17 protein-coding genes are annotated in these 19,729 nt (G+C 73.5%); 12 read left to right on the top strand and 5 right to left on the bottom strand.

Annotation, left to right across the window (positions count from 1 at the left end; genetic code table 11):
* Positions 1 to 283 precede the first annotated feature (283 nt).
* Genes ACFY60_RS07865 through ACFY60_RS07855 form a run of 3 tightly spaced genes read left to right on the top strand, consistent with a single transcriptional unit; the run spans position 284 to position 2,854 of the window.
* A complete protein-coding gene (locus tag ACFY60_RS07865; RefSeq protein ID WP_388609210.1) occupies positions 284 to 502 on the top strand; it encodes a hypothetical protein in 219 nt (72 codons plus the stop codon).
* A gap of 1 nt (position 503) precedes the next feature.
* Positions 504 to 2,603, top strand: coding sequence for a 4-alpha-glucanotransferase (gene malQ, locus ACFY60_RS07860; protein WP_388608738.1), 2,100 nt, complete (start codon positions 504 to 506; stop codon positions 2,601 to 2,603).
* A 20-nt stretch (positions 2,604 to 2,623) separates the two neighbouring features.
* Positions 2,624 to 2,854, top strand: coding sequence for a hypothetical protein (locus tag ACFY60_RS07855; protein ID WP_309053572.1), 231 nt, complete (start codon positions 2,624 to 2,626; stop codon positions 2,852 to 2,854).
* A 90-nt stretch (positions 2,855 to 2,944) separates the two neighbouring features.
* Here the strand turns inward: ACFY60_RS07855 and ACFY60_RS07850 are convergent, their stop codons facing one another.
* Positions 2,945 to 3,475 (bottom strand): MarR family transcriptional regulator, encoded by a 531-nt coding sequence (locus ACFY60_RS07850; RefSeq protein WP_309053571.1) that lies wholly within the window; start codon positions 3,473 to 3,475, stop codon positions 2,945 to 2,947.
* A 126-nt stretch (positions 3,476 to 3,601) separates the two neighbouring features.
* Between ACFY60_RS07850 and ACFY60_RS07845 the strand changes: the two genes are divergently transcribed.
* The 4 genes from ACFY60_RS07845 (at position 3,602) to alc (ending at position 7,675) form a co-directional block, all read left to right on the top strand.
* Complete coding sequence (locus ACFY60_RS07845) at positions 3,602 to 4,549, top strand: EamA family transporter (RefSeq protein WP_388608736.1); 948 nt, start codon at positions 3,602 to 3,604, stop codon at positions 4,547 to 4,549.
* Positions 4,550 to 4,554: 5 nt separating this feature from the next.
* A complete protein-coding gene (locus ACFY60_RS07840; RefSeq protein WP_388608734.1) occupies positions 4,555 to 5,511 on the top strand; it encodes a DMT family transporter in 957 nt (318 codons plus the stop codon).
* 9 nt (positions 5,512 to 5,520) lie between these two features.
* Positions 5,521 to 6,447: a LysR family transcriptional regulator gene (locus ACFY60_RS07835; protein WP_388608732.1), complete on the top strand. Its 927-nt coding sequence runs from the start codon at positions 5,521 to 5,523 to the stop codon at positions 6,445 to 6,447.
* Positions 6,448 to 6,535: 88 nt separating this feature from the next.
* Complete coding sequence (gene alc, locus ACFY60_RS07830; RefSeq protein ID WP_388608730.1) at positions 6,536 to 7,675, top strand: allantoicase; 1,140 nt, start codon at positions 6,536 to 6,538, stop codon at positions 7,673 to 7,675.
* Between the two features lie 158 nt (positions 7,676 to 7,833).
* Here alc and pepN read toward each other — a convergent pair whose 3' ends face one another.
* From pepN to ACFY60_RS07810, 4 genes are all read right to left on the bottom strand, one after another.
* Positions 7,834 to 10,410, bottom strand: a complete 2,577-nt coding sequence (gene pepN / locus ACFY60_RS07825; RefSeq protein ID WP_388608728.1) for an aminopeptidase N — start codon at positions 10,408 to 10,410, stop codon at positions 7,834 to 7,836.
* Positions 10,411 to 10,550: 140 nt separating this feature from the next.
* Positions 10,551 to 11,567 carry an aspartate-semialdehyde dehydrogenase gene (locus ACFY60_RS07820; protein ID WP_388608726.1) on the bottom strand — a complete coding sequence of 339 codons (1,017 nt, stop codon included), beginning with the start codon at positions 11,565 to 11,567 and terminating at the stop codon, positions 10,551 to 10,553.
* 202 nt (positions 11,568 to 11,769) lie between these two features.
* Positions 11,770 to 15,087, bottom strand: a complete 3,318-nt coding sequence (locus tag ACFY60_RS07815) for a S8 family serine peptidase (RefSeq protein WP_388608724.1) — start codon at positions 15,085 to 15,087, stop codon at positions 11,770 to 11,772.
* Positions 15,088 to 15,276: 189 nt separating this feature from the next.
* Complete coding sequence (locus ACFY60_RS07810) at positions 15,277 to 15,819, bottom strand: CGNR zinc finger domain-containing protein (RefSeq protein ID WP_388608721.1); 543 nt, start codon at positions 15,817 to 15,819, stop codon at positions 15,277 to 15,279.
* 130 nt (positions 15,820 to 15,949) lie between these two features.
* Here ACFY60_RS07810 and ACFY60_RS07805 point away from each other — a divergent pair, with 130 nt between their 5' ends.
* The 5 genes from ACFY60_RS07805 (at position 15,950) to ACFY60_RS07785 (ending at position 19,726) form a co-directional block, all read left to right on the top strand.
* Complete coding sequence (locus tag ACFY60_RS07805) at positions 15,950 to 16,405, top strand: VOC family protein (RefSeq protein ID WP_388608718.1); 456 nt, start codon at positions 15,950 to 15,952, stop codon at positions 16,403 to 16,405.
* Between the two features lie 41 nt (positions 16,406 to 16,446).
* Positions 16,447 to 17,316 carry a pyridoxamine 5'-phosphate oxidase family protein gene (locus tag ACFY60_RS07800; protein ID WP_388608716.1) on the top strand — a complete coding sequence of 290 codons (870 nt, stop codon included), beginning with the start codon at positions 16,447 to 16,449 and terminating at the stop codon, positions 17,314 to 17,316.
* A 60-nt stretch (positions 17,317 to 17,376) separates the two neighbouring features.
* Positions 17,377 to 17,931 (top strand): HPP family protein, encoded by a 555-nt coding sequence (locus ACFY60_RS07795; RefSeq protein ID WP_388608714.1) that lies wholly within the window; start codon positions 17,377 to 17,379, stop codon positions 17,929 to 17,931.
* 22 nt (positions 17,932 to 17,953) lie between these two features.
* Positions 17,954 to 18,421 (top strand): NUDIX hydrolase, encoded by a 468-nt coding sequence (locus ACFY60_RS07790; RefSeq protein WP_388608711.1) that lies wholly within the window; start codon positions 17,954 to 17,956, stop codon positions 18,419 to 18,421.
* A gap of 99 nt (positions 18,422 to 18,520) precedes the next feature.
* On the top strand, positions 18,521 to 19,726 hold the full coding sequence (locus tag ACFY60_RS07785; protein WP_388608708.1) for a serine hydrolase domain-containing protein: 1,206 nt from the start codon (positions 18,521 to 18,523) through the stop codon (positions 19,724 to 19,726).
* Positions 19,727 to 19,729: the final 3 nt, after the last annotated feature.

Raw genomic sequence — 19,729 nt, 5'->3', positions numbered from 1 at the left:
ATCACTTGCCCCGATGCCCCGGCTTCCCGGTCGCCGCCCGCCCGGCCGCACACCCGCTCCGCGCGCCCGCCGACGGGCGTGCGGCCGGGCCTGCGGCGGGTCACGAGCGGGTTACGACCCCACCACCCGTCGCACGGGGGTGTCAATGTGCGGGGGCGATGTGTCGCCTTTGCCCGTCGATCCTTCGGCGAGGTGACGTCACTTCGCCGCATTCCGCCGGTAAAACGAGGAGCGATGGGTAGGGCTTGAGTCGTTGTGCCCTGGTCCCTCCTGCCGAGACGACATCCGGGAGACCCCCGTGCCCCCCACCGCCCCCCACCATGCCGGACGGATACGGATTCCCCGTCAGAGCGAGCCTCCCGCCGGGCCGTTGACCAGCGAGCCGCCCCTCGCCGCCGCCGCGCCCCTGACCAGCGAACCGCCCCTCACCGGTGCGGCCCCCCTCACCAGCGAAGCCACCGCCCCCGGCACCGCGGGCGGCACGGAGTCCCCCGGAGTGTGAAGTGACCCTGGCCCGTCTCGCCGCCCGCCACGGCGTCGCCACCGAGTACAGCCCCTCCCCAGGCGTCACCGTCCCCGTGCCGGACACCACCGTGGTCGCGGTCCTCGGCGCCCTGGGGGTGGACGCCACCACCCCGGAGGCGGTCGCCACCGCCCTCGGCGCGGCGGAACGGGCCGAGCGGGAGCGGCTGCTGCCGCCCACCCTGGTCCGTCACCGGGACGGCGAACCGGTCCGGCCCCCGGCCGATCTGCCGCCCGGGACCCGGCTGCGGGTCACCACCGAGACGGGCGGCACCCACACCGGACCCGACTGGGACGCCCTGCCCCCCGGCGTCCACACCGTGACGGCCGAGGCCCCCGACGGCCGCACCACCACCAGCACCCTGATCGTCGCCCCCGCGCGCGTGCCCGGGCCGGGCCGGCGCGGCTTCGGGCTCCTCGTCCAGCTGTACTCGCTGCTCTCCACCCGCTCCTGGGGCATGGGCGACCTCGGCGACCTGCGCGAGCTGGCCGGCTGGGCGGGCCGCGTCCACGGAGCGTCCTTCCTCCAGGTCAACCCGCTCCACGCGGGCGTGCCCGGGGCCCCCTCCGACCCCTCCCCGTACCGGCCCTCCTCCCGCCGCTTCCCCGACCCGGTCCATCTGCGGATCGAGGACGTCCCCGAGTACCGCCACCTCGGCCCCGGGCACCGCGAGGAAATGGACCGGATCCTCGCCGAGGCCTCCGACCTGCGCGAACGGGTCCTCAAGGGCGCCCTGATCGACCGCGACGCCGTCTGGGCGCTCAAGCTGCGAGCCCTGGAGCTCATCGTCACCGGCGTCGATCTCGGCCCCGGCCGGCGCGCCGACTACCACGACTTCCTCGCCGAGCGCGGGCGCGCCCTGGAGGACCACGCCACCTATCTGGCCCTCGCCGAGCGGTACGGCCACCACTGGCGCTCCTGGCCCGAGAAGCTGCGGACCCCGCGCGGCGCCGAGGCCGCCGTCCACGCCGACGCGGAACTCGCCACCCGGGTCGACCTCCACTGCCGCCTGGCCTGGCTGACGGACCGGCAGCTCGCCGGGGCCGCCGCCGCCGCCCGCGAGGCCGGCATGGCGGTCGGGATCATCCACGACCTGGCCGTCGGCGTGCACCCCGAGGGCTCCGACGTCTGGGCGCGCCAGGGCGACTTCGCCGCCGGGATGTCGGTCGGCGCCCCGCCCGACGCGTTCAACGCGCGCGGCCAGGACTGGGGCCTGCCGCCCTGGCGGCCCGACGCCCTCGCCGCCGCCGGCTACGCCCCGTACCGCGCGCTCCTGCGCGAACTCCTCCGCCACGCGGGCGCCCTGCGCATCGACCACGTGATGGGCCTGTTCCGGCTCTGGTGGGTGCCGGAGGGCCACGAACCCACGGAGGGCACCTACGTCCGGTACGACGCCGAGGCGATGCTCGCCGTCCTCGTCCTGGAGGCGCACCGGGCCGGCGCCCTCGTCATCGGCGAGGACCTGGGCACGGTCGAACCGGGCGTACGGGAGGCGCTGGCCCGGCGCGGCGTCCTCGGGACCTCCGTGCTCTGGTTCGAACGCGACTGGGCGGGCGGCGGCCGGCCGCTCGCCCCGGAGGCCTGGCGGGCCGACTGCGTGGCCACCGCCACCACCCACGACCTGCCGTCCACGGCCGCCCGGCTCTCCGGCGACCACGTGGCCCTGCGGCAGCGGCTGGGCCTGCTGCCGGGGGACCCGGAGCGGGAGCGGGCGGCGGACGCGGCGGAGACCGCCGAGTGGCTCGGCCTCTTCCAGCGGCTGGGCATGCTCCCGGAGGGCCGGGGCGAGGAGGAGGCCTCCGTCCGGGCCGTCCACCGCTTCCTGTGCGCCACCCCGGCCCGGCTGGTGGGGGTGTGGCTGCCGGATCTCGTGGGGGACCGCAGACCGCAGAACCTCCCCGGCACCTGGGACCAGTACCCCAACTGGCGGCTGCCCGTCGCGGACCCCGGAGGGCAGCCCGTCACGCTGGAGCGGATCGCCGCCTCCCCGCGCGCCCACGCGCTGCTGCGGCTCGTCCGGGACGGCACCGGAGCCCCGGCCGGAGCCCGTACGGCACCCCCGGACGCGCGGCCCGTTTAGGTGTTCGCTACGTTTGCACCGTGGACAAGAAGAACGCCCTGCGCGCCGGCGCCGTCGCGGCCGGTACGACGCTGATGATGCTGCTCATGTCGTCCCCCGCGCTCGCGCTGACCCGCGACGACGGTGACGACCCGGCCCCCAAGCTGGAGGTCGTCGAGACCCTCGGTCTCTTCGTGGTGGCCCCGCTGGTGCTGTTCCTGGTCATCACCGGTCTGGTGATGGTGCTCGACAAGTCCCGCAAGAAGGCCTGACCGCCTCCTCGTCCTTTCCCGCGAGGGCGCCGCACGGTACGACGTACCGCGCGGCGCCCTCGCCTGCGTGCGCGCTCCTGCTCCCCCGCCTCAGGCCGTGGTCGCGAGCAGTTTGCGGAGCAGGCCGGCCAGCTGGTCCGCCTCCTCCTCGGTGAGCGCCGACTCCAGGGCCTCCCGCTGGCGTTCGAGGCCCGCGCCCACCGCCTGGTCCACCAGCTCCCGGCCGCGTTCGGTGAGCGTGACGCGCAGCCCGCGCCGGTCGTTCGGGTCGGGGCTGCGGGTGAGCAGCCCGGCCTTCTCCAGCTTGTCGAGCCGGCCCGTCATCCCGCCGGTGGTGATCATCAGCGTGGCGGTCAGCTCACGCGGTGACAGCGTGTACGGCTCCCCGGACCTGCGCAGGGTGGCCAGCACGTCGAACTCCCCGAGCGCCATGCCGTAGGGCGCGTACGCCTTGTCGACCTTGCCGCGCATCGCGGCGGCCAGCCGGTAGATCCGCCCGAAGACCGCCATGGGGAGCGTGTCGAGATCGGGGCGGACCGCCGCCCACTGGTCGGTGATGGCGTCGACGGCGTCGTGGGCGGGGCCGGGGGAGTGGCCGGCGCCCGGGGTGTGCTTCTCCATGGCCCCAGTCTTCCCTTCTCCCTGACTCGAAGGCAAGAAAGACACTTGCAAGTAAGTAGCTTAGTGGTAAGTTAATTATCGCCAAGGCACTCCGGTGCCGCCGCACTCACCGCAGGGGGAACCGTCATGTCCCGCAAGGCCGCCGTCGTCGCGCTCACCGCCCTCGCCCCCATCTCCTGGGGCTCGACCTACTTCGTCACCACCGAGTTCCTGCCGCCCGACCGGCCCCTCTTCACCGGCCTGATGCGCGCCCTGCCCGCCGGGCTGCTCCTCCTCGCCGTCACCCGCAAGCTGCCCAAGGGCGCCTGGTGGTGGAAGGCCGCGGTCCTCGGTGCCCTCAACATCGGCGCCTTCTTCCCCCTCCTCTTCCTCGCCGCCTACCGGCTGCCCGGGGGCCTCGCCGCCGTCGTCGGCTCGGTCGGCCCGCTGTTCGTCGTCGGCCTCGCCGCCCTCGTCCTCGGCGACCGCCCCACCGTCCGCTCCCTGCTCACCGCCGTCGCCGCGGCCTTCGGTGTCAGCCTCGTCGTCCTGAAGGCGGGGGCCGCCTTCGACCTCGTCGGAGTGGGAGCCGGACTGCTCTCCGCCCTCTCCATGTCCGCCGGCGTCGTCCTCACCAAGCGCTGGGGCCGCCCCGAGGGCGTCGGCGCCCTCGCCCTCACCGGCTGGCAGCTCACCGCCGGCGGCCTGGTCATCCTGCCCCTCGCCCTCGCGATCGAGGGGGCGCCGCCGGCCCTGACCGGCACCCACCTGGCGGGCTACGCCTACCTCGCCCTCGGCAACACCGCCGTCTCGTACTTCCTCTGGTTCCGCGGCATCGAGCGGCTCGGCGCCTCCTCGGCCACCCTCCTCGGCCCGCTCTCGCCGATCACCGCCGCCGTCATCGGCTGGGCCGCCCTCGGCCAGGCCCTCGGCCCGGTCCAGCTGCTCGGCATGGCCATCGCCTTCGGCGCCACCGTCGCCGGCCAGCTGACCCCCCGTACCGCCCCGACCCCCCAGCAGGAAACGTTCAGCTCCACTGAATGGAACGCTCAGGAAGTTTCGATGGACCTGGAGGTTTCCGGAGTGCGACGGTAGGCGGCATGACCTCCACCACCGCCCGCCTTCCGACCACCCCCGGCGCCGGCCCCACCGGCCCCGCCGGCCCCGCCGACTCCGAGAGGCCGACGCCCGCCAAGGGCGCCGGCCTCGGTCTGCTGCTCGCCCTCCTCGCCACCGTCGTCTGGTCCGGCAGCTTCGTCGCCACCCGCGACCTGGCCGACTCCGTCCCGCCCGTCCAGGCCGTCTTCTGGCGCTGGATCATCGCCCTCGCCGCCGTCGCCCCCTTCGCCGCCCGCCCCTTCCGGCGGCAGCACCGGCTCCTCCGCCGCCACCTCGGCTTCCTCGCCCTCGCCTCCCTCTTCGGCGTCGCGCTCTACAACACCCTGGTCCACCAGGCGGGACTGACCACCTCGGCCACCAACATGGGCATGATCATGGCCGCCTCCCCGGTGATCATGGCGGTGTACGCGCGCTGCGGCGGCGAACGCCTCGGCCCGCGCCGCGTCCTCGGCACCGCCGTGGCCGTCGTCGGCGTCCTCCTGCTCGTCGGCAAGGGCGAACTCACGATCGACCTCGCGGCGGGCGACCTGTGGATGTTCGCCGCGGCCCTCTCCTTCGCCTCGTACAGCGCCCTGCTCAAGCGCAGGCCCGAGGGGATCGACCCGCTCGCCTTCCTCTTCGCCACCTTCCTGCTCGGCGCCCTGATGCTCGCCCCCGCCTACGGCGTCTCCCTCGCCCTCCAGGGCGGCTTCCCCCTCACCCCCGGCACCGCAGGCCCCCTGCTCTACGTCGGCGTCCTCTCCTCCGCCGTCGCCTTCTTCGCCTGGAACCGGGCGATCTCCCTGGTCGGAGCCGCCCGCGCCGGTGTCGTCTACTACCTCCAGCCCGTCTGCGTCGCCCTGCTCTCCGCCGCCCTCCTCGGCGAGCGGCTCGGCCTCCTCGGCGGCGTCAGCATGGCGCTCATCCTCGGCGGAGTCGCCCTCAGCTCCGCCCGGTAGGTTGCGGCCATGACCGAGTGGGACATCAAGAAGCTGCGCATCCTGCGCACCCTGCGCGACCGCGGCACCGTCACCGCCACCGCCGAGGCGCTGTGCATGACTCCCTCGGCCGTCTCCCAGCAGCTCACCAACCTCGCCCGCCAGCTCGGCGTCCCGCTCCTGGAGGCCCACGGCCGGCGCGTCCGGCTCACCGACGCCGCCCACCTGGTCCTGCGGCACGCCGAGGCCGTCTTCGCCCAGCTGGAACGAGCCGGAGCCGAACTCGACGCGCACGTCCGGGGCGAGGCGGGCCGGTTCCGGATCGCCGCCTTCTCCACCGCCGTGCCCGCCCTGGTCGTCCCCGCCGTCCAGAGCCTGCGCGCCGACCACCCCGGCCTCGACGTCCGCGTCCACGAGGCCGAGGCGGCCGAGGCGTACGAACTCCTGGCCGGCGGCGAGGCCGACCTGGCGCTCTCGCTCGCCGCCCACGCCCCCACCGCCCGGGACCCCCAGTTCGGCCGGATCCCGCTGCTCGCCGACCCGCTCGACGTCGCCCTGCCCGCCGGACACCCGCTCGCCGAGGCGCCCGGCCTGCGCCTCGCCGACCTCTCCGGCGAGCCGTGGATCTTCGGCGGCTCCGGTCCGTGGTCCGAGATCACCACCGCCGCCTGCGAGGCGGCCGGCTTCGTCCCCGAACAGGCCCACAGCGCCGCCGGCTGGACCGCCATCCTCGCCATGGTCGAGGCCGGGATGGGGGTCGCCCTCGTCCCGCGCATGGCCTCCGCCGAACGCCGGGGCGGCACCGGCTCCGGCGTCGTCATGCGGGTCCTCGCCGCCGACCAGCCCCGCCGCCACGTCGTCGCGGCCGTCCGGCGCGGAGCCGAGGAAGGCCCGGCCGTGGCGCGGGTCCTCCACGCGCTGCGGCTGGCCGCCGGCCGGCGCGAGACCGCCCACTGACCCTCACGCTGACCGTTCGAAGAAACTGAACAGGCTCATCGGAAACATTCGATGGACCTCAGGGGTCGGGGCGGGGGAGAGTCGAACCATGACGACCTCCGCAGGGAACACCGCCCCCGAGAACCAGGACCCGCACGCCAACGACGCCGCCCCCTACTCCGGTGGCGACCCCTACGCCGACTACCGCGCCGGCGACTTCCCCTTCACCGAGCTCGTCGACCTGGCCGACCGCCGTCTCGGCGCCGGAGTCGTCGCCGCCAACGACGAGTTCTTCGCCGAGCGCGAGAACCTCCTCGTCCGCGAGCGCGCCGTCTTCGACCCGGAGCACTTCGGCCACAAGGGCAAGATCATGGACGGCTGGGAGACCCGCCGCCGCCGGGGCGCCGACGCCGAGAACGTCTTCCCCGCCGCCGACGACCACGACTGGGCGATCGTCCGCCTCGGCGCCCCCGGCGTGATCCGCGGCATCGTCGTCGACACGGCCCACTTCCGCGGCAACTACCCGCAGCGGGTCAGCGTGCAGGCCACCGCCGTCGAGGGCTCGCCCAGCCCGGCGGAACTCCTCGACGCGAAGTGGGAGGAGCTCGTCCCGCCCACCCCCGTCCGGGGCCACGCCGCCAACGGCTTCACCGTCGACAGCGAGCGCCGCTGGACCCACATCCGGCTCTGCCAGCACCCCGACGGCGGCATCGCCCGCCTCCGCGTCCACGGCGAGGTCGTCCCCGACCCCGAATGGCTGGAACTCCTCGGCACCCTCGACCTGATCTCCGTCCTCAACGGCGGTGTGTACGAGGACGCCTCGGACAAGTTCTACTCCTCGCCCACCCAGATCATCCTGCCCGGCACCTCCCGCAAGATGGACGACGGCTGGGAGAACCGCCGCCGCCGCGTGCGGGGCACCAACGACTGGGTCCGCTTCCGCCTCGCCGCCCAGGGCGCCGTACGCGCCGTGGAGATCGACACCGCCTACCTCAAGGGCAACTCGGCCGGCTGGATCGCCCTGCACGGCCGCAACGGCGAGACCGGCGAATGGTTCGAGATCATCCCCCGCACCCGCCTCCAGCCCGACACCCTGCACCGCTTCAAGCTCCCGGCGCAGGCCGTCGTCACCCACGTCCGCCTCGACGCCTTCCCCGACGGCGGCGTCGCCCGGATGCGGCTCCACGGCACCCTCACGGAGCAGGGCGCGGCCGACCTGCGCGCCCGCCACGAGCGCCTGACCGCCTGACGGCCCGGCCCCCGGCGGCCCGAGACCTCCGCCCGGCGGCGCGGCCGCGCGCCGACGCCCGCCCGCCGGGCGGATTCCAGACACGGAAGAAGGGGCGCCCCCGGGGGGAGGCGCCCCTTCTTCCGTACGACGGCGAAACGCCGGACGGCGGCGGTCCGCTAGACGGCGGCGGCCGCGTCCGCCGCCTGGGCCCGCAGGGCCCGCTCCACACCGGCGCGGCTCTCCGTCACCAGACGCCGCAGCGCCGGCACCGGCCGGTGCTCCGCGATCCACGCGTCGGTGGCGTCCAGCGTCTCCCGGGACACCTGAAGCGTCGGGTAGAGCCCGACCACGATCTGCTGGATCATCTCGTGGCTCCGGGTCTCCGCGACCCGCTTGATCGAGGCGAAGTACTTCTCCGTGTACGGGGCGAGCAGCTCACGCTGGTCGGGCTGGACGAACCCGGCGATCACCGCCTCCTGCACCGCGTTCGCCAGCTTGTCGTCCTCGACGACCGACGCCCAGGCCTCCGCCTTCGCCGCCTCCGTCGGGCGGGCCGCCCGCGCGGTGGCCGCGTGGCGCTCGCCCGCCGCCGTCCGGTCGCGCTCCAGCTCGGCGGCGATCTCCGTCTCGTCGTAGACGCCGGCCGCGGCCAGCCGCTGCACGAACGCCCAGCGCAGCTCGGCGTCGACGGCGAGGCCCTCGACCGTCTCGCGGCCCTCCAGGAGCGCGGCCAGCAGGTCGAGCTGCTGCGGGGTACGGGCGGTCGCGGCGAAGGCCCGCGCCCACGCCAGCTGGTGGTCGCTGCCCGGCTCGGCCGCCTGGAGGTGCGCCAGGGTCGCCTCCGTCCAGCGCGTCAGGCCCGTCTCCCGCCACTGCGGCGCCGCGTACAGCTCCAGGGCGGCCTTCACCTGGCCCTGGAGGGACTGCACCACGCCGATGTCGGACTCCTTGGCGATGCCGGAGAGCACCAGCTCCAGGTAGTCACGGGTGGCCATCTCGCCGTCACGGGTCATGTCCCAGGCGGAGGCCCAGCACAGGGCGCGCGGCAGCGACTCGGCGAAGTCGCCGAGGTGCGCGGTGACGTGGGCGAGGGACTCCTCGTCGAGGCGGACCTTGGCGTACGACAGGTCGTCGTCGTTCAGGAGCACGACCGCCGGGCGGGCCTTGCCCACGAGCTCCGGCACGTCGGTCGAGGCGGCCGCGGCGATGTCCAGCTCCAGGCGGTCGGTCCGGACCAGCTTGCCGGTCCCGTTCGGCTCGTAGAAGCCGATCGCGATCCGGTGCGGGCGCAGCACGGCCTCGTCCTTGGCGCCGGCGGGCAGCGCGGGGGCCTCCTGGCGTACCGCGAACGAGGTGATGACCCCGTTCTCGTCGGTCTCGATCTCCGGGCGGAGAACGTTGATGCCGGCCGTCTCCAGCCACGCCTTCGACCAGGCCGTCAGGTCGCGGCCGGAGGTCTCCTCCAGCGCGCCGAGGAGGTCGGCGAGGCGGGTGTTGCCGAAGGCGTGCCGCTTGAAGTAGGCCTGCACGCCGGAGAAGAAGGCGTCCTCGCCGACGTAGGCGACGAGCTGCTTGAGGACCGAGGCGCCCTTGGCGTACGTGATGCCGTCGAAGTTGACGAGCACGTCCTCCAGGTCGTTGATCTCGGCCATGATCGGGTGCGTGGACGGCAGCTGGTCCTGGCGGTAGGCCCAGGTCTTCTCCGCGTTGGCGAAGGTGGTCCAGGCGTGCGGCCAGCGGGTGCCGGGGACGGCGGCCTGGCAGGCGACGGAGGTGAAGGTCGCGAACGACTCGTTCAGCCAGAGGTCGTTCCACCACTCCATGGTGACGAGGTCGCCGAACCACATGTGGGCGAGCTCGTGCAGGATGGTCTCGGCCCGGCGCTCGTACGCCGCGTCCGTCACCTTCGAGCGGAAGACGTACTGGTCGCGGATGGTGACCGCGCCCGCGTTCTCCATCGCGCCGGCGTTGAACTCCGGCACGAACAGCTGGTCGTACTTGGCGAACGGGTAGTCGTACGCGAACTTCTCCTGGAACCAGTCGAAGCCCTGGCGCGTGACGTCGAAGATGTGGTCCGCGTCGAGGAACTCGGCCAGCGACGGGCGGCAGTAGATGCCGAGCGGGACGGTCCGGCCGTCCTTCTCGTACGTCGAGTGCACCGCGTGGTACGGGCCGGCGACGAGCGCCGTGATGTAGGTGGAGATCCGCGGGGTCGGCTCGAAGACCCACACGCCGTCCTTGGGCTCCGGCGTCGGCGAGTTCGAGACGACCGTCCAGCCCTCCGGGGCCTTCACGGTGAACTGGAAGGTCGCCTTCAGGTCGGGCTGCTCGAAGGAGGCGAAGACGCGCCGCGCGTCCGGCACCTCGAACTGGGTGTAGAGGTAGACCTGCTCGTCGACCGGGTCGACGAAGCGGTGCAGGCCCTCACCGGTGTTCGTGTACGCGCAGTCCGCGACGACCCGGAGCTCGTTGCGGCCGGCCTTCAGGTGCCGCAGGGCGATCCGCGAGTCCCGGAAGACGGCGGCCACGTCCAGCGCCTTGCCGTTCAGGACGGCCTCGTGGACGGCGGGGGCGACGAGATCGATGAAGGTCTCGGCACCTTCCTCGGCGGCGTCGAAGCGGACGGTGGTGACGGACCGGTAGGTGCCGCCCTCCCGCGCACCGGAGAGGTCGAGTTCGACCTCGTACGCGTCCACGGTGAGCAGCGCCGCCCGCGCTTGCGCCTCTTCACGGGTCAGGTTCGTGCCAGGCACCCGGTCATCTCCTCGGTTTCGTGACGTTTGGGCCATCCTTCCACGGGGCCCGGCGGTGGCGCACGGAACATTTCCCAGGGCGAACAGGGAAAAGGGCGGCCACCCCTCGGGTGGCCGCCCTCGACGGGTCCGTACCGGCGTCAGCCCTTGAGCTCCGCCGCGACGAGCTCCGCGATCTGCACCGCGTTGAGCGCGGCGCCCTTGCGCAGGTTGTCGCTGGAAAGGAACAGCGCGAGGCCGTTCTCGACGGTCTCGTCCACGCGGATGCGGCCGACGTAGGAGGCGTCCTTGCCGGCGGCCTGGAGCGGGGTCGGGATCTCGGAGAGCTCGACGCCCTCGGCGTCCTTCAGCAGCTCGTAGGCGCGCTCGACGCCGATCGGACGCGCGAAGCGGGCGTTGACCTGGAGGGAGTGGCCGGAGAAGACGGGGACGCGCACGCAGGTGCCGGAGACCTTCAGGTCCGGGATCTCCAGGATCTTGCGGGACTCGTGGCGGAGCTTCTGCTCCTCGTCCGTCTCGTGGGAGCCGTCGTCCACGATCGAGCCGGCCAGCGGCAGGACGTTGAAGGCGATCGGGCGCCGGTAGACGCCGGGCTCCGGGTAGGCGACGGCCCCGCCGTCGTGGGTGAGCTCGGTGGCGCGCTCGGCGACGGCCTTGACCTGGCCGTCCAGCTCGGCGACACCGGCCACGCCCGAGCCGGAGACGGCCTGGTAGGTGGTGGCGACGAGCGCGGTCAGGCCCGCCTCCTGGTGGAGGGGCTTGAGGACCGGCATGGCGGCCATGGTGGTGCAGTTCGGGTTGGCGATGATCCCCTTGGGGCGGTCCTTGACCGCGTGCGGGTTCACCTCGGACACGACGAGGGGGACCTCGGGGTCGCGGCGCCAGGCGGAGGAGTTGTCGATCACGACGGCGCCCTGGGAGGCGACCTTCTCGGCCAGGGCCTTGGAGGTGGCGCCGCCGGCCGAGAAGAGGACGATGTCCAGGCCGGTGTAGTCGGCGGTGGACGCGTCCTCGACGGTGACCCCGTCGACGACGGTGCCGGCGGAGCGGGCGGAGGCGAAGAGGCGCAGCTCGTCCACCGGGAAGTTCCGCTCGGCCAGGATCTTGCGCATGACTGTGCCGACCTGACCGGTGGCTCCGACGATTCCGACCTTCACGGGGACTCCTCCGTACGAATGTGCAGGCTGCTGCCGTCCATGATGCGCGTCTTCCGGCCCGCCTTGTCCAATCCATTGTCCAAGGGCCGGGACGGGTGCCGGACGTGATGCCGGACACGCCGTGCGGTGGGCGGGTCTGTCCGGGGGGACGACGGAGGGGCGGGCACCGGTTCCGGTGCCCGCCCCCACTGGTCGTGCGGTGTTACGGGGTGACCTTGCCGATCAGGACGCTGCCGGAGCCCGCGACGGTGCCGCGCGCGTTGAGCAGCTGGACCTCGCCGAAGAACTGGCGTCCCTCGGGGGCGGGGCCGGCGACCAGGACCTGGGCCGCGACCTTGGCGCTGCCGCCGTTGGCCAGCGGGTAGGTCTTGGCGGAGTCCACCTGGACGCTGCCGAGCGCGGCCGAGTAGTACACGTCCTTGTAGTCGAAGGTCGTGCCGCCCTCGGCGTGCACCGCGTAGCCGTCGATCACGACGGTGTAGGTGCCCGGCGCCGGCTTGACCAGGGAGACGCTCTCCTCGGAGTCGCCGTCGGCCGACTGGCCGACCTGCTTGCCGTCGAGGAGGACGCTCAGGTCGAGGTCGGCCGCCTTGTCGGAGGTGTTGCCGATCGCGATGTCGAGCCGCTCGACGCCCTCACCGACGGTGACGGTCTTCGTCTGCTGCTCGTGGTGCTTGATCGTCGGGGTCTCGACCCGCGCCGAGCCCAGCGGGCCGCCCTTCAGCTTGCCGTCGAGCGCGGCGAAGGAGTTGGTGACGGTCCACTCGACGGCGGCCGGGGTGCCGACCTTCGCCTCGGCCACGGTCTGGACGGCCGGGTCGAAGGAGGCGCCGAGGACGGAGACACCGAGGGTGTACGGGTTGTCCAGCTCGGGCGAGGTCCGGCGGGCCTCGACCTCGATCTCCCAGACGCCCGGCGTCGGGTTGGCGTACGACCGCAGGTCCGGACGGCAGGTGTTCGCCGGGTTGTAGTGCGGGTAGCACGCGGTGGACGCGGTGGACTCGATGGCCACGCCGTACGGGTGGATCGCGATGAACCGGGTCTGGCTCTTGCCCTTCAGGCCCCCGAGGGAGACCTCCAGGGACTTGGCGCCCTCCGGCACGGTCACGAAGTACGACTTGTGGCTGTTGCGCTGGACCGAGCCGGCGGCGGAGAAGCCGTAGCCGGGCGCGACCAGGTCGCTCGCGACGACCGAGGTGGCGAGGATCTGCTTGTCGACGCCCTCGGTGCGCTCGTCGTCGGCCTCCAGGATGACGCTGTGCACGCCGGCCGTGGTGGGACGGGCCTGGAGCTTGACGGTGACCGGCTTGTTCAGCGGCAGGTCGATCTCGTCGTCGCCGAGGATGCGGAAGGTGCCGTCGTTGTACTTCAGCTCCAGCTCGTGCTCGATGACCCGGTCCGGGCCGCTCGTGCGCGTGACGGTGACGTCGTAGACCTTCTTCTGGCCGACCTTGAGGCCGCCCTCGCGGTCGTACACACCGGTGCCGGTGCGCGGGGCCGGGAAGATCGCGGTGTCGACCGGGGCCTCGACCTTGTAGTCGTGGGCGGTCGCGCCGTCCTTGATGGCGTCCCAGGCCTCTTCGATGTCGATGAGGCCCGAGCCCTGCTCGTGGGCCGCGACACCGGAGATCCGCTTGGCGGTCGAGGTGAGCGCCGTACGCAGGGTGAGCGGGGAGAGCTCCAGGCCCTTCTGCTTCGCGGCGGAGAGCAGCAGCGCGCTCGCGCCCGCGACCTGCGGGGAGGACATGGAGGTGCCGTTGAGCATGCCGTAGCCGGCGGGCAGCGCGTACCCGGCCTCGGCGACGCCGGAACCGGCCTGCCAGGTCGGGATGGTGTTCACGGCCGAGCCCGGACCGGTGATGGTCGGGGTGAAGCCGCCGTCCTCACGCGGGCCGCGCGAGGAGAAGGGGAACATGGCGTAGGACTTCTCGACGGCCGAGCCGTAGTTGGCGGCCCAGGTCGACTTCGAGATGGCCGCGCCGACCGAGACGACCTTGTCGGCCAGGCCGGGGTCGCCGATGGTGTTGATGCCGGGGCCCGAGTTGCCGGCCGAGATGACCAGCTGGACGCCGTACTCGTCGATGAGACGGGTGTAGAGGCGGGCGCGGACGTTGTCGCCGTCGTTCTGCGCGGGCAGGCCGCCGATCGACATGTTGACGATGTCGACGCCGCGGTGGGCGACGAGGTCCACCATGCCCTCGGTGAGGGCGGTGTTCGTGCAGCCGCCGGTCCACGTGCAGGCACGGGAGGAGACGATCTTCGCGCCGGGCGCGGCGCCGTTCATCCGGCCGCCGAAGAGGCCCTTGGCGGCGGTGATGCCGGCGACGTGGGTGCCGTGCGAGGACTCGACCAGGCCGACGTTGACGAAGTCGCGCTTCTGGCCGACCCAGCTGCCGCCCAGCGGGTCCATCGGGACGTCCTTGCGGATCTCCACGACGAACGGGGTCTTCTCGACGACCTCGGTGGCCGGGTTGTCGGTACCGAACCAGCCGATCTGGTACCCGTCCTTGTACGGCTTCATCGGCGCGTTGTCCGTGAAGTCGTTGTTCTGGTCGGTGTCCACGCGGACGGTGCCCGCGGCCGGGTCGTACAGCAGGCCGAAGACGTCGGTGGTGTCGCCGTCGCGGTTGATGTCACCGGCCGGGTCGCCGCCCGCGGTGACCGACTCGCTGAAGCGGCTCCACTGGTACGAGCCCTCCGGGGCCTTCCAGCTCTGGGTGGCCGCGGTGAAGACGGGGCCGGAGACCGGGGTGACCTGGACGCGCCAGGTGCCGTCGCTCTCGGTCAGCGGGTCGGTGGCCGTGACCCAGTCGACGATCTTGCGCTCGCCGGTGGTGGTCTTCTGCAGGGCCGGGTGGCCGAGGTCGACGCCCGAGTCCAGGATCCCGATGGTCACCCCGCGGCCGTCGGCCTTCGGGTGGTCCTCGACGAAGTCGACCGCGCCCGTCTCGTGGGACGGGTTGTACGGGTTCTTCGCCGGGGTGCTCTTCGAGGGCGCCGGGTAGGTGCGCGTGACGGTGGTGCCCTCGACGGCACCGGTGGCGGCGCCCGCGTCGGGGGTCGGGTCGTCCAGCGGGATCTCGGCCTGGAGGTCGATCGACTGGACGGAGGAGAGCTTGGCGGCGGCCTTGATCGCCGCGTCGGCCTTGCCGGTGGGCAGGGTGGCGCGGACGTAGCCGAGCTTGTCCTCCCGCTTGCCGACGGAGGCGCCCTGGAGCGCGTCGAGCTGGCCGGCGACCTGCTCGGTGGCACCGGGGGCGGTGGCGACGAGGATCGTGACGTTCTTCTCGCCGCTCGCCTCGGCCTCGGAGAGGCGCTGCGCGTCCGTGGCGCCGAGCTTGTCGGCGGGCTCGGTGGTCTTCACCGGGGGAGTGGTCGCCGGGTCCTCGGCGGCCAGGACCGGGGCGGCACCGGCCGCGACGAGCGCGGTCACCAGTCCGGCGGCGGCGGCGATGCGGGCCGCGCGTCTCCCGGGGGTCGAGCGCCCGGGTATGGAGCTCTGGGTTTCGGGGGTGGTCATTTACATCCCTGTTTGTGAAAAGAGAGGGTCCGGATTTCGGTACCGGATGACCGCTCAGCCTTTCGCAAATGACAGGGGTTTGGGGAGAGTTGCCGGGTGTCCGGTTGGGCCGATGGCGTACATCCGCCATCATGCCCGATACGCCATCAGGAGCGAAACACCCCCAACCGGGGTGAGTCGCCCCGGCGCTCAGCTGTCCTTCGTACGGGCGTAGTGACGCGAGGCCTTGGCCCGGTTGCCGCAGGTCGCCATCGAGCACCAGCGCCGGGTGCCGTTGCGCGAGGTGTCGAAGAAGTGCAGGACGCAGGCCTCGTGGGCGCAGGCGCGGATGCGGTCGGGGGCGGTGCGCAGCAGGTCGAGGTAGTCCCGGGCGGCGATCCAGCCGGGGCCGCGGGCCGGGTCGGCGAACTCCGCCTCCTCGCCGGGGCCCTCGCTGGTGAGGGTGGCCCGGATGCGGCCGTGGCCGAGGACCGCGTCGACCCGGGCGGTGGCCCCGGGGTCGCCGGGCCGGTCGACGAGCGCGGCGAGGGCGTCCCGGGCGGCGAGGGTGTGGCGCAGGGTCGGGGCGTCGGCGGTGAAGCGCCCGTCGAGCCCGTTGGCGGCGAGCCAGACCGCGAGGCCCTCCTCGTCGGTGAGCAGGTCCTGGAGGACGCCCTCGTGGTTCCAGCGGGTGTTGAGCAGGTCGAGCGAGACGGGCTCGCCGGTGAGCGGCCGGGGGTCGGGAGCGGTCATGGCGGCACCTTCCTCGCAGGACTAACCCCTCAAGGGTACGTGAGCGGTTGACGCCCGCGAGTCCTAACCCCTAAAGTCACGTTAAGAGGTTAGCCCGCACGGGCCGGCCACCATCGGGAGGGGAATCCCCATGTCCGCCATCGGCACGCTCGCCACCCACCACGTCGGCCTCAACGTCACCGACCTCGACCGCTCCCTCGCCTTCTACGGCGGCGTCCTCGGCTTCGCACTCCTCCGCGAGGGCACCGAGGACACCCGCCGCTACGCCCTGCTCGGCCAGGACGGCCGCCTCGTCCTCACGCTCTGGCAGCAGGCCGGCGAGACCTATGACGCGGGCCGGGCCGGCCTGCACCACCTCGCCTTCGAGGCCGAGTCCCCCGACCACGTCCGTGCCGCCGAGGCCGCGCTCACCGCCCGCGGCGCCGCCTTCGCGTACGAGGGCGTCGTCGCCCACCGCGAGGGCGCGGCCTCCGGCGGCATCTTCTTCCACGACCCCGACGGCACCCGCCTGGAGATCTCCGTCCGGCACGGCGCGGAGGGCGCCCCGGCCCCCTCGGGCGACGCCCCCACCTGCGGCTTCTTCTGACCTCCCCGCAGCCGTCCGCCCCCGCCCCCATGGAGCCCCGTATGACCCCGTATCACCACGGCTCCCTCGCCGTGCAGGAACGGCTCGGCGTCCGGCAGCTCGCCGAACACGTCGGCCGTTCCCTCCTCCCCACCCTCCGTCCCGTCGCCGCCGCCTTCCTGGAGGCCCAGCCCCTGCTGGTCGTCGGCGTCGGAGACGACCGGGGCCGGGTCGGGGCACACCTGCTCACCGGCGCCCCCGGCTTCGTCCGCGCGACGGGCCCCCGCACCGTCTCGGTGGCCGCCCCCCTCCCCGGGGGACCGCTCGCCGACCCGGCCGCCGGCACCCCCGTCGGCACCCTCGCCCTCGACCCCCGCACCCGGCGCCGCATGCGCCTCAACGGCCTGGCCCGCCCCGGCGCCCACGGCTTCACGATCGAGGCCGAAGAGGTCTTCTCCAACTGCCCCAAATACCTCCAGAAGCGGGAGCTGTACGACTCCGGCCCCGCCGGACCCCCCGGCCCCGTACGCCACGGCGAGGCGCTCACTCCCGGGCAGGCGCGCCGGATCCGCGCCGCCGACACCTTCTTCATCGCCACCACCGCACCCGACGGCGTGGACGCGAGCCACCGCGGCGGCAACCCCGGCTTCGTCCGCGTGGACGGCGCCCGGGACCTCAGCTGGCGCGACTACCCGGGCAACGCGATGTTCCTCACCCTGGGCAACCTGGAGACGGACGACCGCGCCGGAATCCTCTTCCCCGACTGGGAGACGGGGACGACCCTGCAGCTCAGCGGCCACGCGCGGACGGAGTACGGTCAAGACGAGCGGATCGTTCGCTTCCGGATCGACAGCGTCGTCGAGACCCCGGCCGCCGGCCCCCTGCGCTGGTCCGCGCCCGAGTTCTCCCCGGCCAACCCGACCACCCCCTGACCGTCCCGCTCCTCGCCCGCCCGCACGCGGACACCCGACATCCATGACCCCGAGGAACCCGTGACCACCACCCCGGCTCCCGAGGCCACCGTGCCCGCCACCCCGCCCGCCCCCGTCGCCCCCGCCCCGGCCGCCACCCGGCTCCGCCCGCCCGCCCGGCCCCGCCCCCTGGCCGTGCTCGCCGCCACCGCCGCCAGCACCGCCGCGCTCCTCCTGCTCGCCGCCCTCGGCACGGTCCTCCACCACCCCCTGCTCATACCGCCGCTCGCCGCGAGCATGGCCCTGGTCGCCGCCTCGCCCGAACTGCCGCTCTCCCAGCCCCGCTCACTCGTCGGCGGTCAGCTGCTGTCCGCCCTCGCGGGTTTCGCCGTGCTCGCCGTCGCGGGCCCCGGCCTGTGGAGCGCCGCCGTCGCCGGCGGGCTCGCGCTCGGCGTGATGATGCTCGCCCGCACCCCGCACTCCCCGGCCGCCGCCACCGCGGTGATCGTCGCCCTCCAGAACCCGCCCTTCCTGGCCTTCACCGCCCTGCTCCTCCTCTCCTGTCTCCTCCTCGTCGCGGTCGGCCTCGCCGCCGCCCGCGCCACCCGCCGCGCCTATCCCACGTACTGGTTCTAGGCCGATCGCCTAACCTCGGTGCATGAAACAGGAGTTGCGGGTGGCGGCCTACGCCGTGTGCGTACGGGACGGGGAGATACTGCTGGCCCGCTGGGTGGCCAGGGACGGCACCAAGCGGTGGACCCTGCCCGGCGGCGGCATGGACCACGGCGAGGAACCCGTCGCGACCGTCGTCCGCGAGGTCGAGGAGGAGACCGGGTACCTCAGCGAACCCACGGCCCTCCTCGGCGTCGACTCCGTCCTGCGCACCTGGACGCCGCGCCTCGGCATCCCCGGTTCCTTCCAGGGCCTCCGCCTCCTCTACGAGGCCCGGATCACCGGGGGTGCCCTCCGCAACGAGACCGGCGGTTCCACGGACCTCGCCGCCTGGCATCCGCTGGACTCCGTCGCCGCTCTGCCCCGGGTCGAACTCGTCGACATCGGGCTCGACCTGTGGCGCGAGCGGCCTCCGCTCGGCCGCTCCCGGCTCACCGGCTCGGGAAACGGCTGAAAAACGCTCAACCGGCCCCGGGCGGCGCAACCCCGGCCGCCCGCCCGCGGTCCTCCCCGCCGACCGCAGTACTTCCGTACACAGATCAGGGGACACCGCATGTCAGCCGTACGCACCACGCGCGCCGCTCTCGCCACCGCCCTCGTCGCGGGCCTCACCGTCACCGCCCTCGCCACGCCGGCCCTGGCCGCCCCGGCCGACCGGGACCACGCGGCGACCCAGCGGGCACTCCAGGCCGCCGTCGACGCGGGCGTCCCGGGCGCGGTCGCCCAGGCGCGCGACGGGGGAGCGTCCTGGACCGGCACCGCCGGTGAGCGCGGCGGCGACGACCGCTACCGGGTCGGCTCCATCACCAAGACCTTCGTCGCCACCGTCCTCCTCCAGCTCCAGGCCGAGGGCCGGATCGACCTCGACGACCCGGTCGAGAAGTGGCTGCCCGGCCTGGTGCGCGGCAACGGCCACGACGGCCGGAAGATAACCGTCCGCCAGCTCCTCAACCACACCAGCGGCGTCTACGGCTACACCGAGGACCCCGGCTTCCAGACGAAGGTCTTCGGCCCCGGCTTCCTGAAGCACCGCTACGACACCTGGGCCCCCGAGCGGCTCGTCGCCATCGCCATGGAGCACCGGCCGGAGTTCGAGCCCGGCACCTCCTGGAAGTACTCCAACACCAACTTCGTCCTGGCCGGCCTGGTGATCGAGAAGGTCACCGGACGCCCCTACGGCAAGGCCGTCGAGAACCGGATCATCAAGCCGCTGAAGCTCCGCTCCACCAGCGTCCCCGGCACCCGGCCGACCGTGCGCGGGCCGCACAGCCCCGCGTACTCCACCCTCTCGGCGGACCCCACCGCGCCCGTCCACGACGTCACCGAGCTCAACCCCTCCCTCGCCCACGCGGCCGGCGAGATGATCTCCGACTCCGCCGACCTCCAGACCTTCTACCGGTCCCTGCTCAAGGGCCGGCTGCTCCCGAAGAACGAGATGCGCGAACTGACCACCGCCGTCCCGGTCTCCCCCCAGCACCCCGACTTCCGCTACGGCCTCGGCATCTCCTGGCAGAAGCTCGGCTGCGGCACCGAGATCTGGGGCCACGGCGGCGGCATCCACGGCTCCCTCTCCGAGGCGTACACCACCCGCGACGGCCGGCACTCCCTCGCCGCGAACATCAACGCCGACTGGACGGGCGACACGCAGGCGGTCATCGAGGCCGAGTTCTGCGGTACGAAGCCGAAGGCCGCGGCCGGGAAGGCGGACCCGAAGGGGCTCGCCGCGAAGGCCGCGGCCGGGCTCCTGCCGGCGGGCTGACCC

It is taken from the genome of Streptomyces sp. NPDC012827 (assembly GCF_042900905.1).
Classification (GTDB): domain Bacteria; phylum Actinomycetota; class Actinomycetes; order Streptomycetales; family Streptomycetaceae; genus Streptomyces; species Streptomyces gulbargensis.
This window is presented reverse-complemented; position numbering and strand designations above follow the sequence as displayed.

Bases quoted from the DNA above. Each gene is read 5' to 3' on its own strand.
- ACFY60_RS07815 (WP_388608724.1), bottom strand. From the start codon at position 15,087: ATGACCACCCCCGAAACCCAGAGCTCCATACCCGGGCGCTCGACCCCC.
- alc (WP_388608730.1), top strand. From the start codon at position 6,536: ATGACGACCTCCGCAGGGAACACCGCCCCCGAGAACCAGGACCCGCAC.
- ACFY60_RS07810 (WP_388608721.1), bottom strand. From the start codon at position 15,819: ATGACCGCTCCCGACCCCCGGCCGCTCACCGGCGAGCCCGTCTCGCTC.
- ACFY60_RS07785 (WP_388608708.1), top strand. From the start codon at position 18,521: ATGTCAGCCGTACGCACCACGCGCGCCGCTCTCGCCACCGCCCTCGTC.
- ACFY60_RS07840 (WP_388608734.1), top strand. From the start codon at position 4,555: ATGACCTCCACCACCGCCCGCCTTCCGACCACCCCCGGCGCCGGCCCC.
- ACFY60_RS07805 (WP_388608718.1), top strand. From the start codon at position 15,950: ATGTCCGCCATCGGCACGCTCGCCACCCACCACGTCGGCCTCAACGTC.
- ACFY60_RS07850 (WP_309053571.1), bottom strand. From the start codon at position 3,475: ATGGAGAAGCACACCCCGGGCGCCGGCCACTCCCCCGGCCCCGCCCAC.
- ACFY60_RS07800 (WP_388608716.1), top strand. From the start codon at position 16,447: ATGACCCCGTATCACCACGGCTCCCTCGCCGTGCAGGAACGGCTCGGC.
- ACFY60_RS07790 (WP_388608711.1), top strand. From the start codon at position 17,954: ATGAAACAGGAGTTGCGGGTGGCGGCCTACGCCGTGTGCGTACGGGAC.
- ACFY60_RS07835 (WP_388608732.1), top strand. From the start codon at position 5,521: ATGACCGAGTGGGACATCAAGAAGCTGCGCATCCTGCGCACCCTGCGC.
- ACFY60_RS07845 (WP_388608736.1), top strand. From the start codon at position 3,602: ATGTCCCGCAAGGCCGCCGTCGTCGCGCTCACCGCCCTCGCCCCCATC.